The following is a 17650-nucleotide window of genomic DNA, read 5'->3' on the forward strand; positions in this document are numbered from 1 at the left end:
CTTAGGGGAAGTCCGCTCAGGGAGGCCTGCTCAGGGGAAGTCGGACGGGTAGTCGGAGGGAACGTCGGGGGCCTCGAAGAGGATGCCGTAGAAGTTCCATGCGATGAACGCGGCGATCAAGGCGATCATGACGCACGCGATGATCATTACCGGTTTCGAGATGCCCTTGGCGCGTACGGACGCACCGGTGGTGAGGTTTTCCAGCCGGTTCACGTGCAGCGTCCCGCCTTTTCTGCGACCGCCGGCCCGGACCCAGTCACCGTCGTGGATCGCCCCCTCGAACCGATAGCCCCTCATCTCCACGGGGATGAGGGAGATGCGATCACCCGCCTCGTCGTACCGCTCCACACGGAACGTCCATACGGTCGAGTGATCGGACTCCCCCTGCCGCTCGGTGCGGCTGGTCAGCGCGCGCACCTGGCCCTCGACCATGGCGCCGCCCCCTGGCAGCGGGGACGGCTGGGCCCGGGTCCCACCAGGTGCCGCATGCGCGGCGTGGGCCACGTGCGCTGCGCGGGGAGGCGGAGCGGAGGGCCGATCAGGCCACGGGCCCGCTGGCGGGGGAGGTGGACCGGAATCGGGTCGGCCGGAAGGGGGAGCGTGGGCCACCTTGTAGCCGCAGTAGCCGCAGAAAGCGGCGTTCGGCTGATTCTCGCCGCCGCAGCTCGGGCACATCCATGAATCGCTCATGGCGGGCGCTTCCGTCATCCGATCGACCGGCCCCACTCACCTTCCAGCAAACACCGGCGGTTTTCCCGAGGCAACTCGGCGGTCTCCTCGGCCCGTCACCCGGTGGCCGCCCTGAGATGGCGCAGGGCGTACGAGCGCCAGGGGCGCCAGGCGTCGAGGACGGGTTCGGTCTCGCCGGGCGGGGCCACGTCGGGGTCGCCGAGCGACCGCATACGGATGTACGCGGCCGTACGGGGGTCCATGCCGGGCAGCGCGGCGAGGGCGGCCTCGGCCTGGTCGCGGTCGGCCCCGGCGTCGAGGCGGAGGGCGCCCTCGGCGAGCGCGGAGGCGAGTGCGCCCACCGGCCCCGCTTCGGCGGCGAGCGCGTCGGGCGCGGGAAAGACGTGGGTGAGCCGGCCGCACGGGGCGTCGAGGGCGCGGCCGTACCGCTCGACGAGCCGCGCGGCCCGCTCCCGCCCGGCGAGCGCGCGTACGGCGTACTCCTCGGGGTCGGCGGCGCCCGGCGAGCGCAGCCCCGGCCGGGCGGCGACGAGCGGGGCGAGGCGGGGGTCGGCGCCGAGCCGTTCGTCCACGGCGTAGGGGTCGGCGTCCAGGTCGAAGAGGCGGCGCAGGCGCTGCACGGCCGTGGTCAGGTCCCGCAGGTTCGTCAGGTGCAGCCGGGCGTCGAGCCAGCCGCCGCGGTGCACGGCGGCGGTGGGCGTGCCGAGGTCGCGGCTCTCCTGGACGGCCACGATGCCGGTCCCGTGGGGCAGCCGGAGAGTACGCCGGTACGTACGGCTGCCGTGCTCCCCCGCGACCTCCTCGACGCCCGGCAGCGCTTCGCGGGCGAGCAGGTCGAAGACGGCGGCGGACTGGTAGGGCCCCCGGTGGGCGAGCCGGAGCGGAATGCCGGCGGCCGGGGTGGCCCGCGCGGCCCCCGTCCTCGGGGCGGCGGCGCGCAGGCCGGTCGGAGTGAGGGCGTACACCGCCTTGATGGTGTCGTTGAACTGCCGCACGCTGGCGAACCCGGCGGCGAAGGCGATCTCCGTGACGGGCAGATCGGTGGTCTGCAGCAGCACCCGCGCGGTGTGGGCCCGCTGGGCCCGCGCGAGGGCGACGGGCCCGGCGCCCAGCTCGGCGGTGAGCTGGCGCTGCACCTGCCGGGCGCTGTAGCCGAGCCGGTCGGCGAGCCCGGGTACGCCTTCCCGGTCGACGACCCCGTCACCGATCATGCGCATGGCGCGCCCGACGACATCGGCGCGCACGTCCCACTCGGCGGACCCGGGCACGGCGTCGGGCCGGCAGCGCCGGCAGGCCCGGAACCCGGAGGTCTGAGCGGCGGCGGCCGTGGCGTAGTACCGCACGTTCTGCCGCTTGGGCGTGACGGCGGGGCAGCTCGGCCGGCAGTAGATCCCGGTGGTCCGCACAGCGAAGAAGAACGCCCCGTCGAACCGCGCGTCCCGACTCCGCACGGCCTCGTACCTGGTCTCTTCATCAATCACGCCCTCCAGTGTGCGCCGACGCCAACGAGCGCGCTGGCGGCTTTCGGACACGGCCCTGCCCGGCACGCCCGTGCCCCGGCCGGGGCACGGGCACTTCACAGCCGACGACGCACGATCAGCCCGATCAAGGGGCGCGAGGAACCGCGCGGGAAACCCCACCCGCCCGCAGACGAGCAGGCGAGCAGACACCCCGCAGCCCCGGCCCCCGGCCCGCCCCCCCCCGCAGAGGAAAGCCCCCGCGAGGGAAACCCCCCGCAGGGGAGGGACCGCTACAACCGTCCCCGCTTGGCCCTCATCGCCGCCTTGCCCTCGGCCCCCGCAGCCGCCACTCCCGCCGAAGCTCCGCACGGACCCGCGCGTCGGTCTTGGCGACGATCCGCTGGTTCTCCCGCATGAGCTTCCGGTAGCTGTCGAGCCGCCGTTCGGGCAGTGAACCGTCGTCCAGCGCGGCCAGCACCGCGCACCCCGGCTCCGAGACGTGCGCGCAGTCGTGGAAGCGGCAGCCCTCCCCCAGCTCCTCGATCTCGGAGAAGACCTGCCCGACCCCGGTCTCCGCGTCCCAGAGGCCGACCCCGCGCAGCCCGGGGGTGTCGATGAGGACGCCGCCGGCGGGCAGCACCAGCAGGTTGCGGGTGGTGGTCGTGTGCCGTCCCTTGCCGTCGACGTCACGGATGGCCTGCACCTCCATGACGTCCGCCCCGGCGAGCGCGTTGGCGAGCGTCGACTTGCCCGCGCCGGACTGCCCGAGCAGGACCGAGGTCCCGCCGGAGACGACCGCGGCGAGGACGTCCACGCCCTCCCCGGACGTGGCGCTGACCGGCAGCACCCGCACGCCGGGCGCCGCCGTCTCCACGTCCTCGACGAGGTGCGCGAGCGTGGCGGGGTCCGGCACGAGGTCGGCCTTGGTGAGGACGACCACCGGCTGCCCGCCCGACTCCCAGCCGAGCGCGAGGAACCGCTCGATCCGGCCCAGGTCGAGCTCGGCGGCGAGCGACACCGCGATGATGGAGTGGTCGACGTTGGCCGCGAGGATCTGCCCCTCGGACCGCTTGGACGAGGTGGAGCGCACGAAGGACGTACGCCGCGGCAGATACGCGCGTACGTAACGGGGGTCCCCGCCGTCGGGGTCGACGGCCGCCCAGTCACCCGTGCAGATGACCTTCAGCGGGTCTCGCGGCGTGACGAACTCGGTGTCGGCGCGCACGGCCCCCTCGGCGGTCACGACGTCGCACTGCCCGCGGTCGACGCGGACGACCCGCCCGGCGAGGAGCCCTCGCGCCGCGTAGGGGGCGAACTCGGCCTCCCATCCCGCGTCCCAGCCGTAGGGGGCGAGGGGATGCCGGGAGGCCCCGGGAGCGGACGAGGACTCACGGGCGGAAGGAGAGGCAGGAGAAGAGGCAGGGGAAAAGGAAGAAGAGGGAGAGGGAAAGGAAGACAAGGGGTGACCCTTCACAGAAAGGCCCCGGCGATACGCGCTCTGCGGCGCGCGGAAGGAGAAGCTCCGGTCAGCCGGCGGCCAAGGAGGTGGACTTGATGAACTCGCGGATGCGGGCAACGCCCATCGCAACGACAGCCATCGGTCGACACCTCCTGAATCTGCTGGATCGGCTCGGCGGCCGTCCGGCCACCGGGGAACAGCCCAGAGCTTAGACAGCCCTCCGGCCGAAGCGCCACCCTTTTATTTCCACGCCAGGCGCCCCGCCCATCCGCGTAACACCGTCCCCGCCAGACGCCCCGCCCGCCCACGCCAGGCGCCCCATCCACCTCTGCCCGCGCCAGGCACCCGCCCCGCTACCGCTCCCGCCGCGCCACGAACACCAGCTCACGCCCCGGCCGGTCCGGTGCGTCGCGTACGTCGGCCACCGCGTACCCCGTGGCGAGCAGATCCGCCTCCACCTCGCCGCGCTCGCGGAACCGCAGCGTCGAGTCCGAGGTCAGCACCTCGCCGGTGGCCCGGAACACGTACGTCCAGCGGAACGACACCAGCGGGCCTTCGAGCGCCGTCAGTTCGACCCAGCTCTCGACCGGGCCCACGCCCGTGACCTCCGTGACCGCGTGGGTGGCCGCGCGGTTCCAGTGCTCCCAGGCGCGCCGGGCCGGGTCACGGGTCTCGAAGACCAGGTGGCCGCCCGGCCGCAGTGCCCCGTGCGCGCCCCGCAGAGTCGCCCGCCACTCCCCCGGGTCCGCTATCGCTTGCGCCACGTTCGCCGTCATCGTCGCCATGTCCACCCGCAGCGGCGGCAGCGCCGTGGCGTCGCCGCACAGCCAGCGCACGCGGTCCGCGCCGGGCTTGGCGCGGGCGATGTCGAGGGACGCCCGCGCGGGGTCCACGCCGACGACCTCCGTCCCCCGCCCGGCGAGGAGCAGCGCGAACACCCCCGTGCCGCAGCCGATGTCGAGGACCCGGCCCGCCCCGAACTCCTGCGCCATGCGGAGGTACGGGTCCAGGTCACCGCGGTCCGGGTCCAGCGGGTCGTAGAGCGCGGCGAGCCGCGGGTCCCCGAACTCCCGGTCCACCGCCACGGCTCTCAGCCCTCCCCGCCGCGTCCCCCGCGCCACTCCTCCGCGAGGACCGACCAGATCTCCGTGTCCTGCCGTACGCCCTTGTAGAGGTCGTTCCCCCGCAGGACCCCGTCACAGGTCATCCCCAGGCGCTTGGCCACGTTGACGCTCGGGCGGTTCTCCGAGGCGACGTGCCACTCCACCCGGTGCATTCCGCGCGTGTCGAACGCCCAGTCGATGAGAACGCGCACGGCCCTGGTGACCAGACCGCGCCCGGAGGCGCCCGGTTCCAGCCAGCAGCCCGCCTCGCACGTGCCGTTCGCGCTGTCGAAGACCCGGAACATGACACCGCCGACGAGGCGATCGTCGAGCCAGATCCCGTAGAGGCGGCCGGTGTCCGCGGCGGCCTTGTCCGCGAACACCTGGAGCCACTTCCGCGTGGCCGCGAGGTCGTTCGTGACGTCCGGGAGGCCGACGTAGCGGCCGATGTAGTCACGGCCGCGGTCCATGTGCGCCAGGAACTCCTCGGCCTGCCACGGCTCCAGCGGGCGCAGCTCGGCGTCGTCCTCGTCACCCAGGGAAATCGCGAACATGCCCCCACCGCCTCCACTTCGGCCGCACCGTCAAGGAGGAAGATCCTCGCACGGGCGCTCCCTCGCCGGACGCCCGGACGCGCGGACGCCCGGGCGCCCCGCCCTTGCGGCCCGCACAGCCGCCCCCTCGTCCGGAGGGATCGATTCCGGACAGAACCCCGCCCTCGGACGATCTGGCCGGTCTTGCCGTGGACGAATTAGATGCCCCAGGCATCCAATGGGCCCGTAAGGGAACGTCTGCGCTTGCGAGGTACGTCCATGCCGGAGTCCATCCAGACCCACCCCAGGAACACAGTCCCGGACGCGAACCCCATCCCCTTCCCCCAGGACCGCTCCTGCCCCTACCACCCGCCCACGGGTTACGCCCCGCTGCGCGAAGCCGCCCCCCTCACCCGCGTCACGCTGTTCGACGGACGCCGGGTGTGGCTCGTGACCGGGTACGCGGCGGCCCGTGAACTGCTCGCCGACCAGCGGCTCTCCACCGACCGCGAGCACGAGGGCTTCCCCGTGCAGAGCGAACGCCTGGCCCAGGTGCGCAACCGGGGCGTCGCCCTGCTCGGCGTCGACGACCCCAAGCACAACATCCAGCGCCGGATGCTGATCCCCAGTTTCTCGGTCAAGCGCATCGCGGCCCTGCGGCCCCGCATCCAGGAGACCGTCGACCGGCTCCTCGACGCCATGGTCGACCAGGGGCCGCCCGCCGAGCTGGTGAACGCGTTCGCGCTGCCCGTGCCGTCCATGGTCATCTGCGCCCTGCTCGGCGTGCCCTACGCCGACCACGAGTTCTTCGAGGAGCAGTCGCGCCGGCTGCTGCGGGGGCCGGGCGCGGAGGACATCCAGGATGCGCGCGACGAACTCGACGCCTACTTCCACCGGTTGATCGACCACAAGCGGCGCGAGCCCGGTGACGGGCTCCTCGACGAGCTGGTCCACCAGCGGCTCGCCTCCGGCGCGGTGGACCGCGAGGAACTGGTCAGCCTCGCCACGATCCTGCTCGTCGCGGGGCACGAGACCACGGCGAACATGATCTCGCTGGGTACGTTCACGCTGCTCCAGCACCCCGACCGGCTCGCGGAGCTGCGGACCGGCATGGGCGAGGGGCAGCCGCTGATGGCCGCCGCGGTCGAGGAGCTGCTGCGCTATCTGTCCATCGCGGACGGGCTGATGCGGGTGGCCAAGGAGGACATCGAGGTCGGCGGCGAGACCGTGCGCGCCGGGGACGGCGTCGTCTTCTCCACCTCCCTCGTCAACCGTGACGGGACCGCGTACGAGGCCCCGGAGGAGCTGGACTGGCACCGCTCCACCCGGCACCACCTCGCCTTCGGCTTCGGCATCCACCAGTGCCTGGGGCAGAACCTCGCCCGTGCGGAGATCGAGATCGCCCTGCGCTCCCTCTTCGAACGCCTGCCGCGCCTGCGCCTCGCGATGCCCGCCGAGGACATCCCCTTCAAACCGGGTGACACGATCCAGGGGATGTTGGAACTCCCCGTGACCTGGTGAGGGCGGCCATGATCCATGTCGACCGGGACCGGTGCGTGGGCGCGGGCATGTGCGCGCTGACCGCGCCCGCCGTCTTCACGCAGGACGACGACGGCTTCAGTGAGGTGATCCCGGGCCGCGAGGACGGCGGCGGCGACCCGATGGTCAAGGAGGCCCTGCGGGCGTGCCCGGTGCAGGCCATCACCCTCGCCGCCGCGGGCGACCAGCCATGAGACGGGGCGGGTCCGCGGCCCGGCGGCGGATCAGCCCCGCAGGGTCACCGTGAAGCTCCTTCCGTACGCGTGCCGCGTGGCGACCTCGATGCGCGTTCCGCCGGGCGTCACGCTCACGCGTACCCCCCGGTCGGCCGAGACCTGACGCATGCGGCGGCCCCGCAGCAGGACCGTCACCGTGTCCCGGCGCATGGTCGGGTCGGACACGGCGACGGCGGTAATCCCCCCTCGGCGTCCGCTTCCGCGTACGAGGACCGAGGCGGGGCCGTCGATCCGCAGGCCCGCCGTCTCGTGCCGTCCCGCGGTGAAGGAGTTGACGCCCGTCAGGCCGAGGCCGCTGTGCGCCACGGCCTGGAGCCGGGTCGAGTTGGCGAGCACCCTGAGCGGCCCCCGCGAACCCCGCGAACCCCACCGGTCACCCTTGCCGTCGCCGTACCTCCGCAGCCCCTCCTCCGTGGCGTTCGGCAGCAAGGCGTACGCGAGGTGCGCCGGCCGCGCCCCCGCCGCCCCGTCCACCGTCACGCCGAACACCGACCGCGTCACGGCGGTGTCCGCGTTGGCGGTGCGCACGATCCGGCGGCTCCGGGTGACGCGGTCCAGGCTGACCCGGACCGGCGGGACGTCGAGGAAGACGTAACCGACGGAGGCGCCCCGTGTGGCGTTGGCGTAGCGCAGCCAGCGCAGGTCGGCGGTGCCGGGACCGGTCCAGGCGCCGCCGTCGGCGCGCGCCCCGGTGAGCGTGACCCGGTCGCCGGGGGCGGCGACACGGGCGTCGACGGTCGTCGTCACGGCCCGCCCCCCGGAGCCGCCGCCCTCGAAGTCGCCGACGCCCGCCGCGAGCACCACGATCTCGTCGTCGAGCAGGAACCACGACTTGGTGGCCGACGCCCCCCGGTGGACCAGGAAGTCGTCGGGGAGCAGTTTCCTGTCGCGGTGGGCGACGTCGCTCGACTGGACCATCGCGGCGGTCCCGTAGGCGCCGAGGACGGCGCCGCCGGAGTGCCGGGCGGTGCCGCGCGGGAAGTAGACGTACGTGTTCTGCGACTCCGAGGACGAGGTGAAGCGCAGGGGGTGGTCCGGGTTGTCGTAGTACGGCTTGCCGTAGGCCTCCGGGACCGTGCGGCGCCGCTCGACCGGGGCGGTGACGCCCGCGAGGCCGTACGGGGAGACCGTCGTGTAGTAGTCGACGCCGTACGCCTGCGTCTGGTCCTGTCCGGTGAGGTACAGGTAGTGCGCGCCCTCGCCCTGGAACCACGGCATGAGGTTCTCGCCGTTCATGTACTCGTACTTGCTGATCCGGTCGGAGTTGCGCGCCAGCGCGAAGGCGTAGCCCGGTCTGCGGTGGACGGTCCTGTCCATGGCGTTGAACGCGACGCTGCGTTCGCCGGGGTTGAGGTCGGCGGGGACCACGGAGTCGTCGGCGGCGATGTCGGCGTGGCGCACGATGCTGACGGGTGAGACGAAGCGGGCCGGGTCGAGCGGGGCGGGCGAGGTGGCTCCGAGGTGTTTGACGTAGGACTTCAGCGCCGCCGCGGCGGCCCCCTCCGCCAGCGAGGAGAGGTCGACGACGGCCTCGACGACGACCGCCGCGTCGGTGTAGCCGGAGTCGGTGCGCGCGACGGCCCGGCCCTTCACGATCTCCATCATCCAGCCCTCGAAGATGACCGGGGCGAAGCCGTCCCTGACCCAGCCGAAGACCGTCGGCACCAGTTCCTCGCCGTGCGCGAAACCGGTCCCTTGGAGGATCTTGAGCGTCTGGACGACCCGGCTGAGCAGGCCTTTTCCATACGAGCCGGTGTAGGCGACGGAGGCGTGCTGGATGAAGGAGCCGTCGGCGTAGTGGCCGTCGGTGACCCCGTGGGAGAGGTGGTAGGGATCGATGGTGACGAAGACCGTGAGCTGGTCGACCAGGGCCTTGCGGATGCGGGCGTCGCCGTCCGCTCCGAGGAGGGCGCCCTGGAGGACGCGGTTGGTGGTGATGTCGGCGAGGTTGGCGCCGGTGTGGAAACGGGAGCCGAGGTCCACGTCGCCGTCGGCGCCGTTGCGGAGGTAGGCGTCCATGGAGGCGACGTAGGCGCGCGCCAAGTCCGGGCGGTGGGCGCGCACTTCGCCGGCCAACAGGACGAGGGTCCTGCTGATGTGCTGCGACAAGCCGATCTCCCAGTGGAACCAGTTGCCGTAGTAGCCCTTCGACTGGTCGCCGTAGTAGCGCTCGTGCAGCCACTCCAGGCCGTCGATGACGCGGCGCTGCGCGGCGGTGTCCCCGTACAGCCCGGTGGTGGCGCCCGGGGTGGGCGCGCGGGTGGCGAGGGCGATCTCGTACAGGCGGCGGTAGGCGGTGTTGAGGTTCGCCTCGTCGGCGCCGAGGACCAGGCCGGCGAAGAGTTCTCCGTCGCCCGCGTCGTCCATGGCCTTGAGGTTCGCCCGCGCGGCCTTGTCGATCGCCGCCAGTCTGCCCGCCGTCTCCGGCCGGGCGTTGGACGCGGCGGTCCCCGCGAAGACGTCCGCGGTGTTGGCGAGCAGCCGCGCGCGGCCCTCGGCGGCCCTGGCGGCCACCGCGAGGCCCCGCGGCACCACCGCCAGGAGTCCGGTGGCCGCCAGGGCCGTCAGCAGGCGTCTGCGGGTGATCTCCATGCGGGCCTCCACCGCCGAACGACGACCGACAGGTGTACGTGGTCCGGAAACACATCCGGGGCTTCACCGCAACCTACTCGGGGGCGTCCGCGAAGGCGCTGGGCAGGGGGACCGAATGGGCCTGGCACGTACGTTCAGGCGGCCGGAGTCAAGCAGATGCCCCCGGCCCCCACAAGAGTCCCCGCACGATCGTTCGCCCCGGGGTTGACACGGTCCCCACTGATCTTGACGCGTACACGAACGCGATACGAGGGCGCGGCACACGAACGCGGTGCGCGGGGGAAGCACCGGGGGAAGGGGGACGCCATGCCCGAGACGGGCGCGGCGCGGTCGGCGCGGCGGCGGACGTGGCTGACGGCCGGTCCGGCGCTCCTGGTGATCGCGTCGTCCGTGACGTGGTACGGGGTGGCGGCCGGCGGAGCGCGAGGACCGGCTCGCGGACGACCGGCGGCAGCTCGCACGGGCCTGCGAGGGCCTGTTCCCCGACGGGCTGGGAGCCTTCGTGCCGGACGACGAGCGTGGCGCGCTGACCGAGTCCGGCACGGTGCTCCGCCCGCGCGAGGAGAGCCGGACGCTGCCCGACCGCACGCTGTCGTGAGGGCGGGGGGGGTGAGGACGAGCCCGCAGGGCGATGCGCTGACGGCCCGCCCCGCCGGGCCGCACCCGAAGAATCCAACAACTCCCCCGCCGAAACAATGGAGACCAGCCGCGCCCGCAGGGTTGCATGGAGGCATGGATCTCCCCCTCCACGAAGATCTGTCCCCCGGCGCCGGCGCCCTGCCGCCCCGCGCCCGGCACGCGGAATCCGACGCCCCCTCCCTCTCCCTCAACGGGACCTGGCGGTTCCGGCTCTCTCCCACCGCCGACCCCGAGGACGGCGAGGACGACACGTTCGCCCGCGACGGCTACGACCACACCGCGTGGGACGAGGTCACCGTCCCCGGGCACTGGGTGCTGCAAGGGCACGGCGCGCCGCAGTACACCAACACGCTCTACCCCTTCCCCGTGGACCCGCCCCGCGTCCCCGACGCGAACCCCACCGGCGACCACCTCCGCACCTTCGACCTCCCCGCCGGCTGGCCCGTGTCCGGCGGCGCCACGCTCCGCTTCGACGGCGTCGAGTCCTTCGCCCGCGTCTGGCTCAACGGCACGGAACTCGGCAGCTTCAAGGGCTCCCGCCTCGCCCACGAGTTCGCCGTGGGCGAGCTGCTGCGCCCCGAGGGCAACGTCCTCGCCGTCCGGGTCCACCAGTGGTCCTCGGGGTCCTACCTGGAGGACCAGGACCAGTGGTGGCTGCCCGGCATCTTCCGCGACGTGACCCTCCTGCACCGCCCCGAGGACGCCCTGGGCGACCACTTCGTCCACGCCACGTACGACCACCGCACCGGCGCCGGCACCCTGCGCGTCGACGCCGACACCCCCGGCCGCGTCACCGTCGCCGAACTCGGCATCGACATCGCCACCGGCGAGTCCGTCACCGTCCCCGTGCGGCCCTGGACCGCCGAGACCCCCCGCCTCTACGACGCCGTCCTCACCACCCCCGGCGAACGCGTCCCCCTCCGCGTCGGCTTCCGCACGGTCGCCCTCGAAGACGGCCTCATCAAGGTCAACGGGCGGCCCCTGCTCTTCCGGGGCGTGAACCGCCACGAGTTCCACCCGGAGACCGGCCGCGCCCTGGACGCCGCGACGATGCGCGCCGACATCCTCCTCATGAAGCGGCACAACATCAACGCCGTCCGCACCAGCCACTACCCGCCGCACCCCGCCTTCCTCGACCTCTGCGACGAGCTGGGCCTGTGGGTCGTCGACGAGTGCGACCTGGAGACCCACGGCTTCCACGCGTTCGACTGGCGCGCCAACCCCGTCGACGACGACCGCTGGACCCCCGCGCTCCTGGACCGCGCCGCCCGCACGGTCGAGCGCGACAAGAACCACGCCTCGGTCATCATGTGGTCGCTCGGCAACGAGTGCGGCACGGGCCGTGGCCTGACCGCCATGGCCGAGTGGATCAGGGCCCGCGACGGCAGCCGCCTCATCCACTACGAGGGCGACCGCTCCTGCGCCGACACCGACGTCTACTCCCGCATGTACGCCGACCACGCCGAGGTCGAGAGCATCGGCGAGAGGGAGGACGGCGGTCCGGAGAGGCGCGCCCGGCTGCCCTTCATCCTCTGCGAGTACGCGCACGCCATGGGCAACGGGCCCGGCGGGCTCTCCGAGTACCAGCGGCTCTTCGAGACCTACGAGCGGCTTCAGGGCGGCTTCGTCTGGGAGTGGATCGACCACGGCCTCGCCCACCCCGCGCACGAGTACGCCTACGGCGGTGACTTCGGCGAGGAGGTGCACGACGGCAACTTCGTCTGCGACGGGCTCCTCCTGCCCGACCGGACGCCCTCCCCCGGCCTCGTCGAGTACAAGAAGGTGATCGAGCCGGTCCGCGTCGGGGGCGACGGCCGCGAGGGGACCGTCCGCATCACCAACCTGTACGACTTCACCGACCTCTCCCATCTCGCCTTCACCTGGTCGTACGAGGTGGACGGCGTGAGCGTCGCCGAGGGCGGGCTGACCGTGCCGCCCCTCGGGCCCGGCGAGCGGACCGAGGTGAAGCTGCCGCCCGCCCCGACGCGCGGCAGGGACGCCGAGACGCAGTGGACGGTACGGGCCGTGCTCGCCGAGGACACGCCGTGGGCGGCGCGCGGACACGTCGTCGCCTGGGCGCAGTTGCCCGTGGAATGCGGCGTGATCCAGCCCGTGCCCGGCGGCACGCCCCCGGTCCGCGACGGCCGGCGGATCACGCTCGGCCCCGCCGCCTTCGACTCCCGGGGCACGCTGCTCTCCTTCGGCGGCCTTCAGGTGCGGGACCTGCGCCTGGACGTGTGGCGGGCGCCGACCGACAACGACAACGGCATGCCGTGGCGCCCCGAGCCCTCCGTCGCCGCCCGGTGGCGCGCGATCGGCCTCGACCGCGTGCACCACCGGGTCGACGCCGTGGACCTCGGCGACGACGCCCTGACCGTACGCACGCGCGTCGCCCCGGCCGCCAGTGACCTCGGGCTGCGTGTCACCTACCGCTGGACCTCCAACGGGATCAAGCTGCGCCTCGCCGTCTCCGTGGCGCCGGAGGGCGACTGGCGGGCGCCGCTCCCCCGGCTCGGCATCCGCTTCGGGCTGCCGGGCGCCGCCGGGCGCGTCCGGTGGTTCGGCGGCGGGCCCGGCGAGGCCTACCCGGACACCCGCGCCGCCTCGATGCTCGGCCTCTGGGAGTCCGACGCCGACGCCATGCAGACCCCGTACGTCCGCCCGCAGGAGAACGGCGCCCGCCCCGGCATCCGCTGGGCCGAGATCGACGGGCTCCGCGTCGACACCGACCACGAGCCGTGGCTCACCGTCCGCCGCTGGACCACGGAACAGCTCGACGCCGCCGCCCACCGCCCCGACCTCGTCGCCGGTGACACGGTCTGGGTCAACCTCGACAGCGGCCAGCACGGCATCGGCACGGAGTCCTGCGGGCCCGGCGTGCTCCCGCAACACCAACTGCACGCGCGCGTGACGGACTTCGCGTACACCTTCAGCCTGACGGGTCGGTGACCCGCAGCTCCGCCCAGACGGTCTTTCCGGGGCCGTCCGGGCGGGGCATCACCCCCCAGCGGCAGGCCAGCGCCTCCACGAGCAGCAGCCCCCGCCCCGCCTCGGCCTCGGGGTCCACCACGCCCGCGACCACGGGCAGCCGTTCCGCGCGCGTGTCGGTGACCTCGACGCGTACGGTGCCGTCCACCGCCTCCACCAGGTGGACGCGGAAGTCCCGCGCCGGCGCCGTCCGCCCGTACCGGGCCGCGTTCGCCGCCAGCTCCGCCGTGATCAGCGCGAGGGTCTCGTTGACCTCGCCCGCGTAAGGGTGGCCCCAGGTGTCGAGCCGGTGCGCCACGAGCCGCCGGGCGAGGCGGGCGCCCCTGGGCGTCGAGCTGAAGCACTGGGTGAACATACGTACGGTAACTGGCGCATGGGCCTTGGCTCGCACTGTCATGCGCCCACGGTGGCGCTTCCGCGCGGGGTATGACCAGGCATAGCGGGCGTACCCGACCCGTACGCCGGGACAGCGTACGGGTACGAGGGGTGGACAGTACTGGTCACGGTCCGTGACCATGGGCGGTCTGGCGGGGTTCACCATCAGAACACCAGACACCTGGGGGTACCAGCCGTGGCCGCCGACACCGTCAGCAGCGAACCCGGGCCGTGCGAGAGTCTCCGGATCTTCGGCGCGGTCCTCCAAGGCTTCCGCGAACGCGCGGACCTCACGCAGGAGGCGTTCGCCCGGCGCGTGCGGTACTCCGTCCACTTCGTGGCCTCGGTCGAGCAGGGCCGCCGGTTGCCTCCGGCGCGGTTCGTGGAGCGGGCCGAGGAGGTCCTCGACGCGTTCGGCATCCTCCAGAAGGCCGCGCACAGGGTGACCCGCCAGCCTGGCCTGGCGGCCTGGTTCCGTCAATGGGCGGGGCTGGAGGAACTGGCCATCAGCCTCTACACGTACGAGAGCCGGTTGATCCCGGGCCTGTTGCAGACCGAGGCGTACGCCCGCACGCTGTTCGAGAACCGGGTCCCGCCACTGAGCGACGAGCAGGTCGACGCCCAGTTGGCGGCACGGCAGGAGCGGCAGCAACTGCTGCGGGACCGGCCGAACACCGCGTTCAGCTTCATCCTCGAAGAGCACATGCTGCTGCGCCGCACGGGCGGCGCGGAGATCACGCGTGGCCTCATCGACCACGTGCTGGAAGCGAACGCCATGCGGAACGTGGAGGTGCAAGTCATGCCGCTCGCGCGGGAGGTGCACTCAGGATTAAACGGGCCCATGCAACTCCTGGAGACCCCGGAGAACCGGTGGTTCGGCTACGTCGAGGGGCAGGAGACCGGCCAGTTGATTTCCGACCCCAAAACGATCAGCGTGCTCCAGATGCGGTATGCGAAACTGCGGTCGCAGGCCCTCACCCCGGAGGACTCCGTAAGCCTGCTCCGGCAGATGCGAGGAGCGCTATGAGCACCGAAGAACTGGCCTGGTTCAAGAGCAGCTACAGCGGCGACTCAAGCGGCGACTGCATCGAAGTCGCCCTCGAATGGCGCAAGTCGAGCTACAGCAGCGGCTCAAGCGGCGACTGTATCGAGGTGGCCCAGAGCTGGCGCAAGTCAACGCACAGCGGCGACTCCGGCGACGACTGCGTCGAAGTCGCTCAAGCATGGCGCAAGTCGACGTACAGCAGCGGCAGCGAGGGCGACTGCGTCGAGATCTGCTCTTGCCCGGCCACCATTCACGTACGAGACTCCAAGAACCCCCAGGGGCCCCAGTTGGCCCTCGATCCCCGGGCCTGGGGGGAGTTCATCAAGCACACCGCGAACCGCTGAAGCGAGCAGCATGCGAACCGCACCCGTGCGCGGGCCCTCCGCGCCGCCCGAGCCGGAGCCCGAGCCGCCGCCGGCGGGCAGGGTCGTGTCGTGGCTCGGCGCCCTGGGGCCGATCGCCGTGGGGTACGCGGTGTTCCAGGCCCTCGTGGGGCTGCTGCCCGACGCCCTGTACGGCGACACCGCCCGCTATTCACTCGCCCTGGTCAGCGGCCTCGGCACCGGGCTCTGCGCCTGGCTCGCCGGGGCCCTGATGCGGGCGCGGGCGGCGGCCGGGGACGCCGCGGGGACGCTCGACGGGGTCCCGGCACAGCGGGGGCCCGGCACGGCCGGGCAGGGCGGCGGGGCGGGCCCGCTGCCGGGGCTCTCGGCGGCCACGTACGAGACGCTCGCCGCGCGGCTCACGGTCTTCGACGATCCGCTGCGGGGCCGTCTCAGCGGCTGGCCGCACGCGCTGGACGAGCAGGCGACGCCGGTACGGCCGACGGCGACCGGCACGGCGTACGGACTGCACACCGTGCTGGAACTCGGCGTGCCCGACGGCAGGTTGCGCGCGTCCGACCTGGTCGAGACGCTCTGGCGGCTGCGGCTGCCCGACGGCGGCTGGGCGGCGCGCTCGCAGGGCGCGGTGCCGCGCCCGGAGGTGACCGCGCTGGTGCTCGGCGCGCTCGCGCGGGCGGGCGCGGACCCGCAGCGGCTCGCGGTGGAGGCGGAGCAGTGCGCGGACCGGTTCCGGCACGAGGTGGAGCCCGCGGGCCTGGAGATGACGCACGTGGTGACCACCGTGCTGCGCGGGCTGCTGCGCGCGGCGCCCGGGACGGACGCCCTGCCCAGGCTGCGGGACGCGCTCGTGGACGGAGCGGTCACCGATCCGGCCCGGCAGCACCGGCGCTGCTGGGGCGCGCGGCTCGCGCCGATCGGCGGGCGCCCCATCGTGCCGTCGCCCGTGCACACCGCGCAGGCCGTGGTCGCCCTCGACCGGGCCGCGCGGGTGCTCGGCGAGGACGCGAACGCCCGCGCCACGCGGCAGGACGGCATCCGCTGGCTGCTCGCCTGCCCGGGGCCGTCCCACGACGGCTGCGAGGACCTGGAGAGCGGCCACGAGTCGGTGCGCCGCCCGCACCCGGTCGACGCCTCGCGGCACGAGGTGCTGTCCGTACGGCACTTCTCGGCGGCCTGGGTGATGCGGGCCCTGCTGACCCCCGGGGCCCGGGAGACGGCGGCCGACGAGGGCCTGGACGCGGCCTGGCACGAGATGCTGGCGGGGGCCGCGGCGGCGGTCTGGCGGCGGCAGAGCGACGGTATCTGGACGTGGGACGGTGACGATCTCGCCCACCCGCTCTGGATGACCTATCAAGGTCTTTCCGCGCTGCGGGCACATGCCGTATGGATGTATCAGCCGGGTGACTGAACCCCCGGCTCCGCGTGCGCGCGTGCGCGGTCGACGAGGGGGAGAGTCCATTGGGTGGTCGGCATGTCCACGGCGCGAGACGGCTCCTCGAAGAGGCACTCGACGGACCCACGGGGGACGGCCTGGTGCGGGCCGCCCGCGCGGTCGTCTCCGAACTCGGCGCGGAGGAGCGGCTGCTGCCCCTCGTACGGGAGCTGGCGGAGGGTGCGGGCGACCCCTCCGGGTGCGCGCTGTTGTCGTACCGTCACGTGCTCGGCTTCGACAAGCTGCTCCTCATCGACGGCGGGCCCCGGCACATGCTGCGCGCCCACATCTGGCACCCGGGTCCGAACGCCCGCGAGGACATCCACAACCACCGCTCGCCGCTGGCGTCGCACGTGGTGCGGGGCGCGCTCGGCATGGAGCTGTACGAGACGGCCGACCCGGCGGGGGACAGCGGTGTCGCCGCGTCGTGCTACCGCGAGTCCCTGTCGGACGACGGAGCTGACTGGCTGCTGGAACCGGCGGGGGACGCCCGGCTGCGGCTCGCGCTGACGATGGAGTACGCGGCGGGCAGCGGCTACGCGCTCCCGCCGTACGCCCTGCACCGGGCGTGGTGCGCCTCGACGGGCCCGACGGTGACGCTGTTCCTGGAGACGGGGGCGGAGCGGCGCCGGTACACGGACGTGTTCACGGGACCTGGCGCGGCGGACACGGGCGCACCGGCGAGGAAGAAGCCGCTGGACGTGCGGGACTACCTGGCGGAGCTCTCCGTGCTCGCGGAGCTGATCGGCTAGCTGAAGGCCTGGCGGACGATCTCGCGGTTGTAGTCGTCGATGTCGACCGAGTGGAAGTCGGCGGGGGCGAGCCAGCGGTAGGCCTGGTCGGGCAGCGGGAGCGTCACGTCGAAGGTGAGGGGGCGGACGAGGAAGTTGTCCTGCCAGTTCTTCACCTCGTGGCCGTGGTAGACGCTGAGGAAGGACGATTCGCCGACCTTGTGCATCACTTCGCCGAGGAGCCCGGTCTCCTCCTTGAGCTCTCTGAGGACACCTTCGCGCGGGCTCTCGTCCGGCTCCAGCTTGCCGCACGGCACGCCCCACACCCGGGGGTGGAACCGCTCGGTCTCACTGCGCCGCACGAGCAGGACGCGGCCTTCGTGGGCCACGACAGCCGCCGCGAGCCGGTTGTCACCGGGATAGTCCATGCCTTCCAACGTAGCGGGGATCGGGGAAAGCTGACAGTCGGCGGGGGCGCGTCTCG

At 73.2% G+C, this 17650-nt stretch carries 14 protein-coding genes and 2 pseudogenes; 7 read left to right on the forward strand and 9 right to left on the reverse strand.

Translation table 11 applies throughout. From position 1 onward, the window contains the following. Positions 1 to 30: 30 nt before the first annotated feature. The 6 genes and pseudogenes from DCW30_RS37645 to DCW30_RS26335 all read right to left on the reverse strand — a co-directional run bounded on the left by DCW30_RS37645 (position 31) and on the right by DCW30_RS26335 (position 5266). Positions 31 to 432: a hypothetical protein gene (locus DCW30_RS37645; RefSeq protein WP_237283364.1), complete on the reverse strand. Its 402-nt coding sequence runs from the start codon at positions 430 to 432 to the stop codon at positions 31 to 33. Positions 433 to 612: 180 nt separating this feature from the next. Next, positions 613 to 708 (reverse strand): annotated as a pseudogene (locus DCW30_RS38300) (zinc-ribbon domain-containing protein); the annotation flags it as partial. Positions 709 to 785: 77 nt separating this feature from the next. Next, positions 786 to 2168: a bifunctional transcriptional activator/DNA repair enzyme AdaA gene (locus DCW30_RS26320; RefSeq protein ID WP_076688754.1), complete on the reverse strand. Its 1383-nt coding sequence runs from the start codon at positions 2166 to 2168 to the stop codon at positions 786 to 788. Between the two features lie 272 nt (positions 2169 to 2440). Continuing rightward, positions 2441 to 3624, reverse strand: a pseudogene (rsgA, locus tag DCW30_RS26325) (ribosome small subunit-dependent GTPase A). A 338-nt stretch (positions 3625 to 3962) separates the two neighbouring features. After that, entirely contained in the window at positions 3963 to 4694 is a 732-nt protein-coding gene (locus tag DCW30_RS26330; protein WP_373569069.1) for a class I SAM-dependent methyltransferase, read from the reverse strand. Positions 4695 to 4699: 5 nt separating this feature from the next. Next, positions 4700 to 5266 carry a GNAT family N-acetyltransferase gene (locus tag DCW30_RS26335; RefSeq protein WP_076683949.1) on the reverse strand — a complete coding sequence of 189 codons (567 nt, stop codon included), beginning with the start codon at positions 5264 to 5266 and terminating at the stop codon, positions 4700 to 4702. A 258-nt stretch (positions 5267 to 5524) separates the two neighbouring features. On the opposite strand from DCW30_RS26335, the gene DCW30_RS26340 reads away from it, so the two are divergent. Beyond that, positions 5525 to 6766, forward strand: coding sequence for a cytochrome P450 (locus DCW30_RS26340; protein ID WP_076683950.1), 1242 nt, complete (start codon positions 5525 to 5527; stop codon positions 6764 to 6766). Positions 6767 to 6774: 8 nt separating this feature from the next. Beyond that, on the forward strand, positions 6775 to 6978 hold the full coding sequence (locus DCW30_RS26345) for a ferredoxin (protein WP_076683951.1): 204 nt from the start codon (positions 6775 to 6777) through the stop codon (positions 6976 to 6978). A gap of 30 nt (positions 6979 to 7008) precedes the next feature. Here the strand turns inward: DCW30_RS26345 and DCW30_RS26350 are convergent, their stop codons facing one another. After that, complete coding sequence (locus DCW30_RS26350) at positions 7009 to 9612, reverse strand: polysaccharide lyase family 8 super-sandwich domain-containing protein (protein WP_076683952.1); 2604 nt, start codon at positions 9610 to 9612, stop codon at positions 7009 to 7011. A 732-nt stretch (positions 9613 to 10344) separates the two neighbouring features. Between DCW30_RS26350 and DCW30_RS26355 the strand changes: the two genes are divergently transcribed. Next, positions 10345 to 13200, forward strand: coding sequence for a glycoside hydrolase family 2 TIM barrel-domain containing protein (locus DCW30_RS26355; protein WP_076683953.1), 2856 nt, complete (start codon positions 10345 to 10347; stop codon positions 13198 to 13200). Here the strand turns inward: DCW30_RS26355 and DCW30_RS26360 are convergent. Beyond that, positions 13181 to 13594: an ATP-binding protein gene (locus DCW30_RS26360; RefSeq protein ID WP_335755766.1), complete on the reverse strand. Its 414-nt coding sequence runs from the start codon at positions 13592 to 13594 to the stop codon at positions 13181 to 13183. The two genes, DCW30_RS26355 and DCW30_RS26360, sit on opposite strands and share 20 nt — an antisense overlap. Before the next feature lie 216 nt (positions 13595 to 13810). Here DCW30_RS26360 and DCW30_RS26365 point away from each other — a divergent pair, with 216 nt between their 5' ends. The 4 genes from DCW30_RS26365 to DCW30_RS26380 are packed head-to-tail and all read left to right on the forward strand — an operon-like array spanning position 13811 to position 17187. Then, positions 13811 to 14641: a helix-turn-helix domain-containing protein gene (locus tag DCW30_RS26365; protein ID WP_205576584.1), complete on the forward strand. Its 831-nt coding sequence runs from the start codon at positions 13811 to 13813 to the stop codon at positions 14639 to 14641. After that, positions 14638 to 15003, forward strand: a complete 366-nt coding sequence (locus tag DCW30_RS26370) for a DUF397 domain-containing protein (RefSeq protein ID WP_076683956.1) — start codon at positions 14638 to 14640, stop codon at positions 15001 to 15003. Before DCW30_RS26365 ends, DCW30_RS26370 begins: the two co-directional genes overlap by 4 nt. A 10-nt stretch (positions 15004 to 15013) precedes the next feature. Further along, positions 15014 to 16411 carry a hypothetical protein gene (locus DCW30_RS36875; RefSeq protein WP_237283365.1) on the forward strand — a complete coding sequence of 466 codons (1398 nt, stop codon included), beginning with the start codon at positions 15014 to 15016 and terminating at the stop codon, positions 16409 to 16411. A gap of 50 nt (positions 16412 to 16461) precedes the next feature. Next, positions 16462 to 17187, forward strand: coding sequence for a hypothetical protein (locus DCW30_RS26380; protein ID WP_076683957.1), 726 nt, complete (start codon positions 16462 to 16464; stop codon positions 17185 to 17187). Here DCW30_RS26380 and DCW30_RS26385 read toward each other — a convergent pair. Continuing rightward, positions 17184 to 17594, reverse strand: coding sequence for an NUDIX hydrolase (locus DCW30_RS26385; RefSeq protein WP_062775351.1), 411 nt, complete (start codon positions 17592 to 17594; stop codon positions 17184 to 17186). The two genes, DCW30_RS26380 and DCW30_RS26385, sit on opposite strands and share 4 nt — an antisense overlap. Positions 17595 to 17650 lie beyond the last annotated feature (56 nt).

This window comes from Streptomyces alfalfae (assembly GCF_004127445.1).
Lineage (GTDB): Bacteria > Actinomycetota > Actinomycetes > Streptomycetales > Streptomycetaceae > Streptomyces > Streptomyces alfalfae.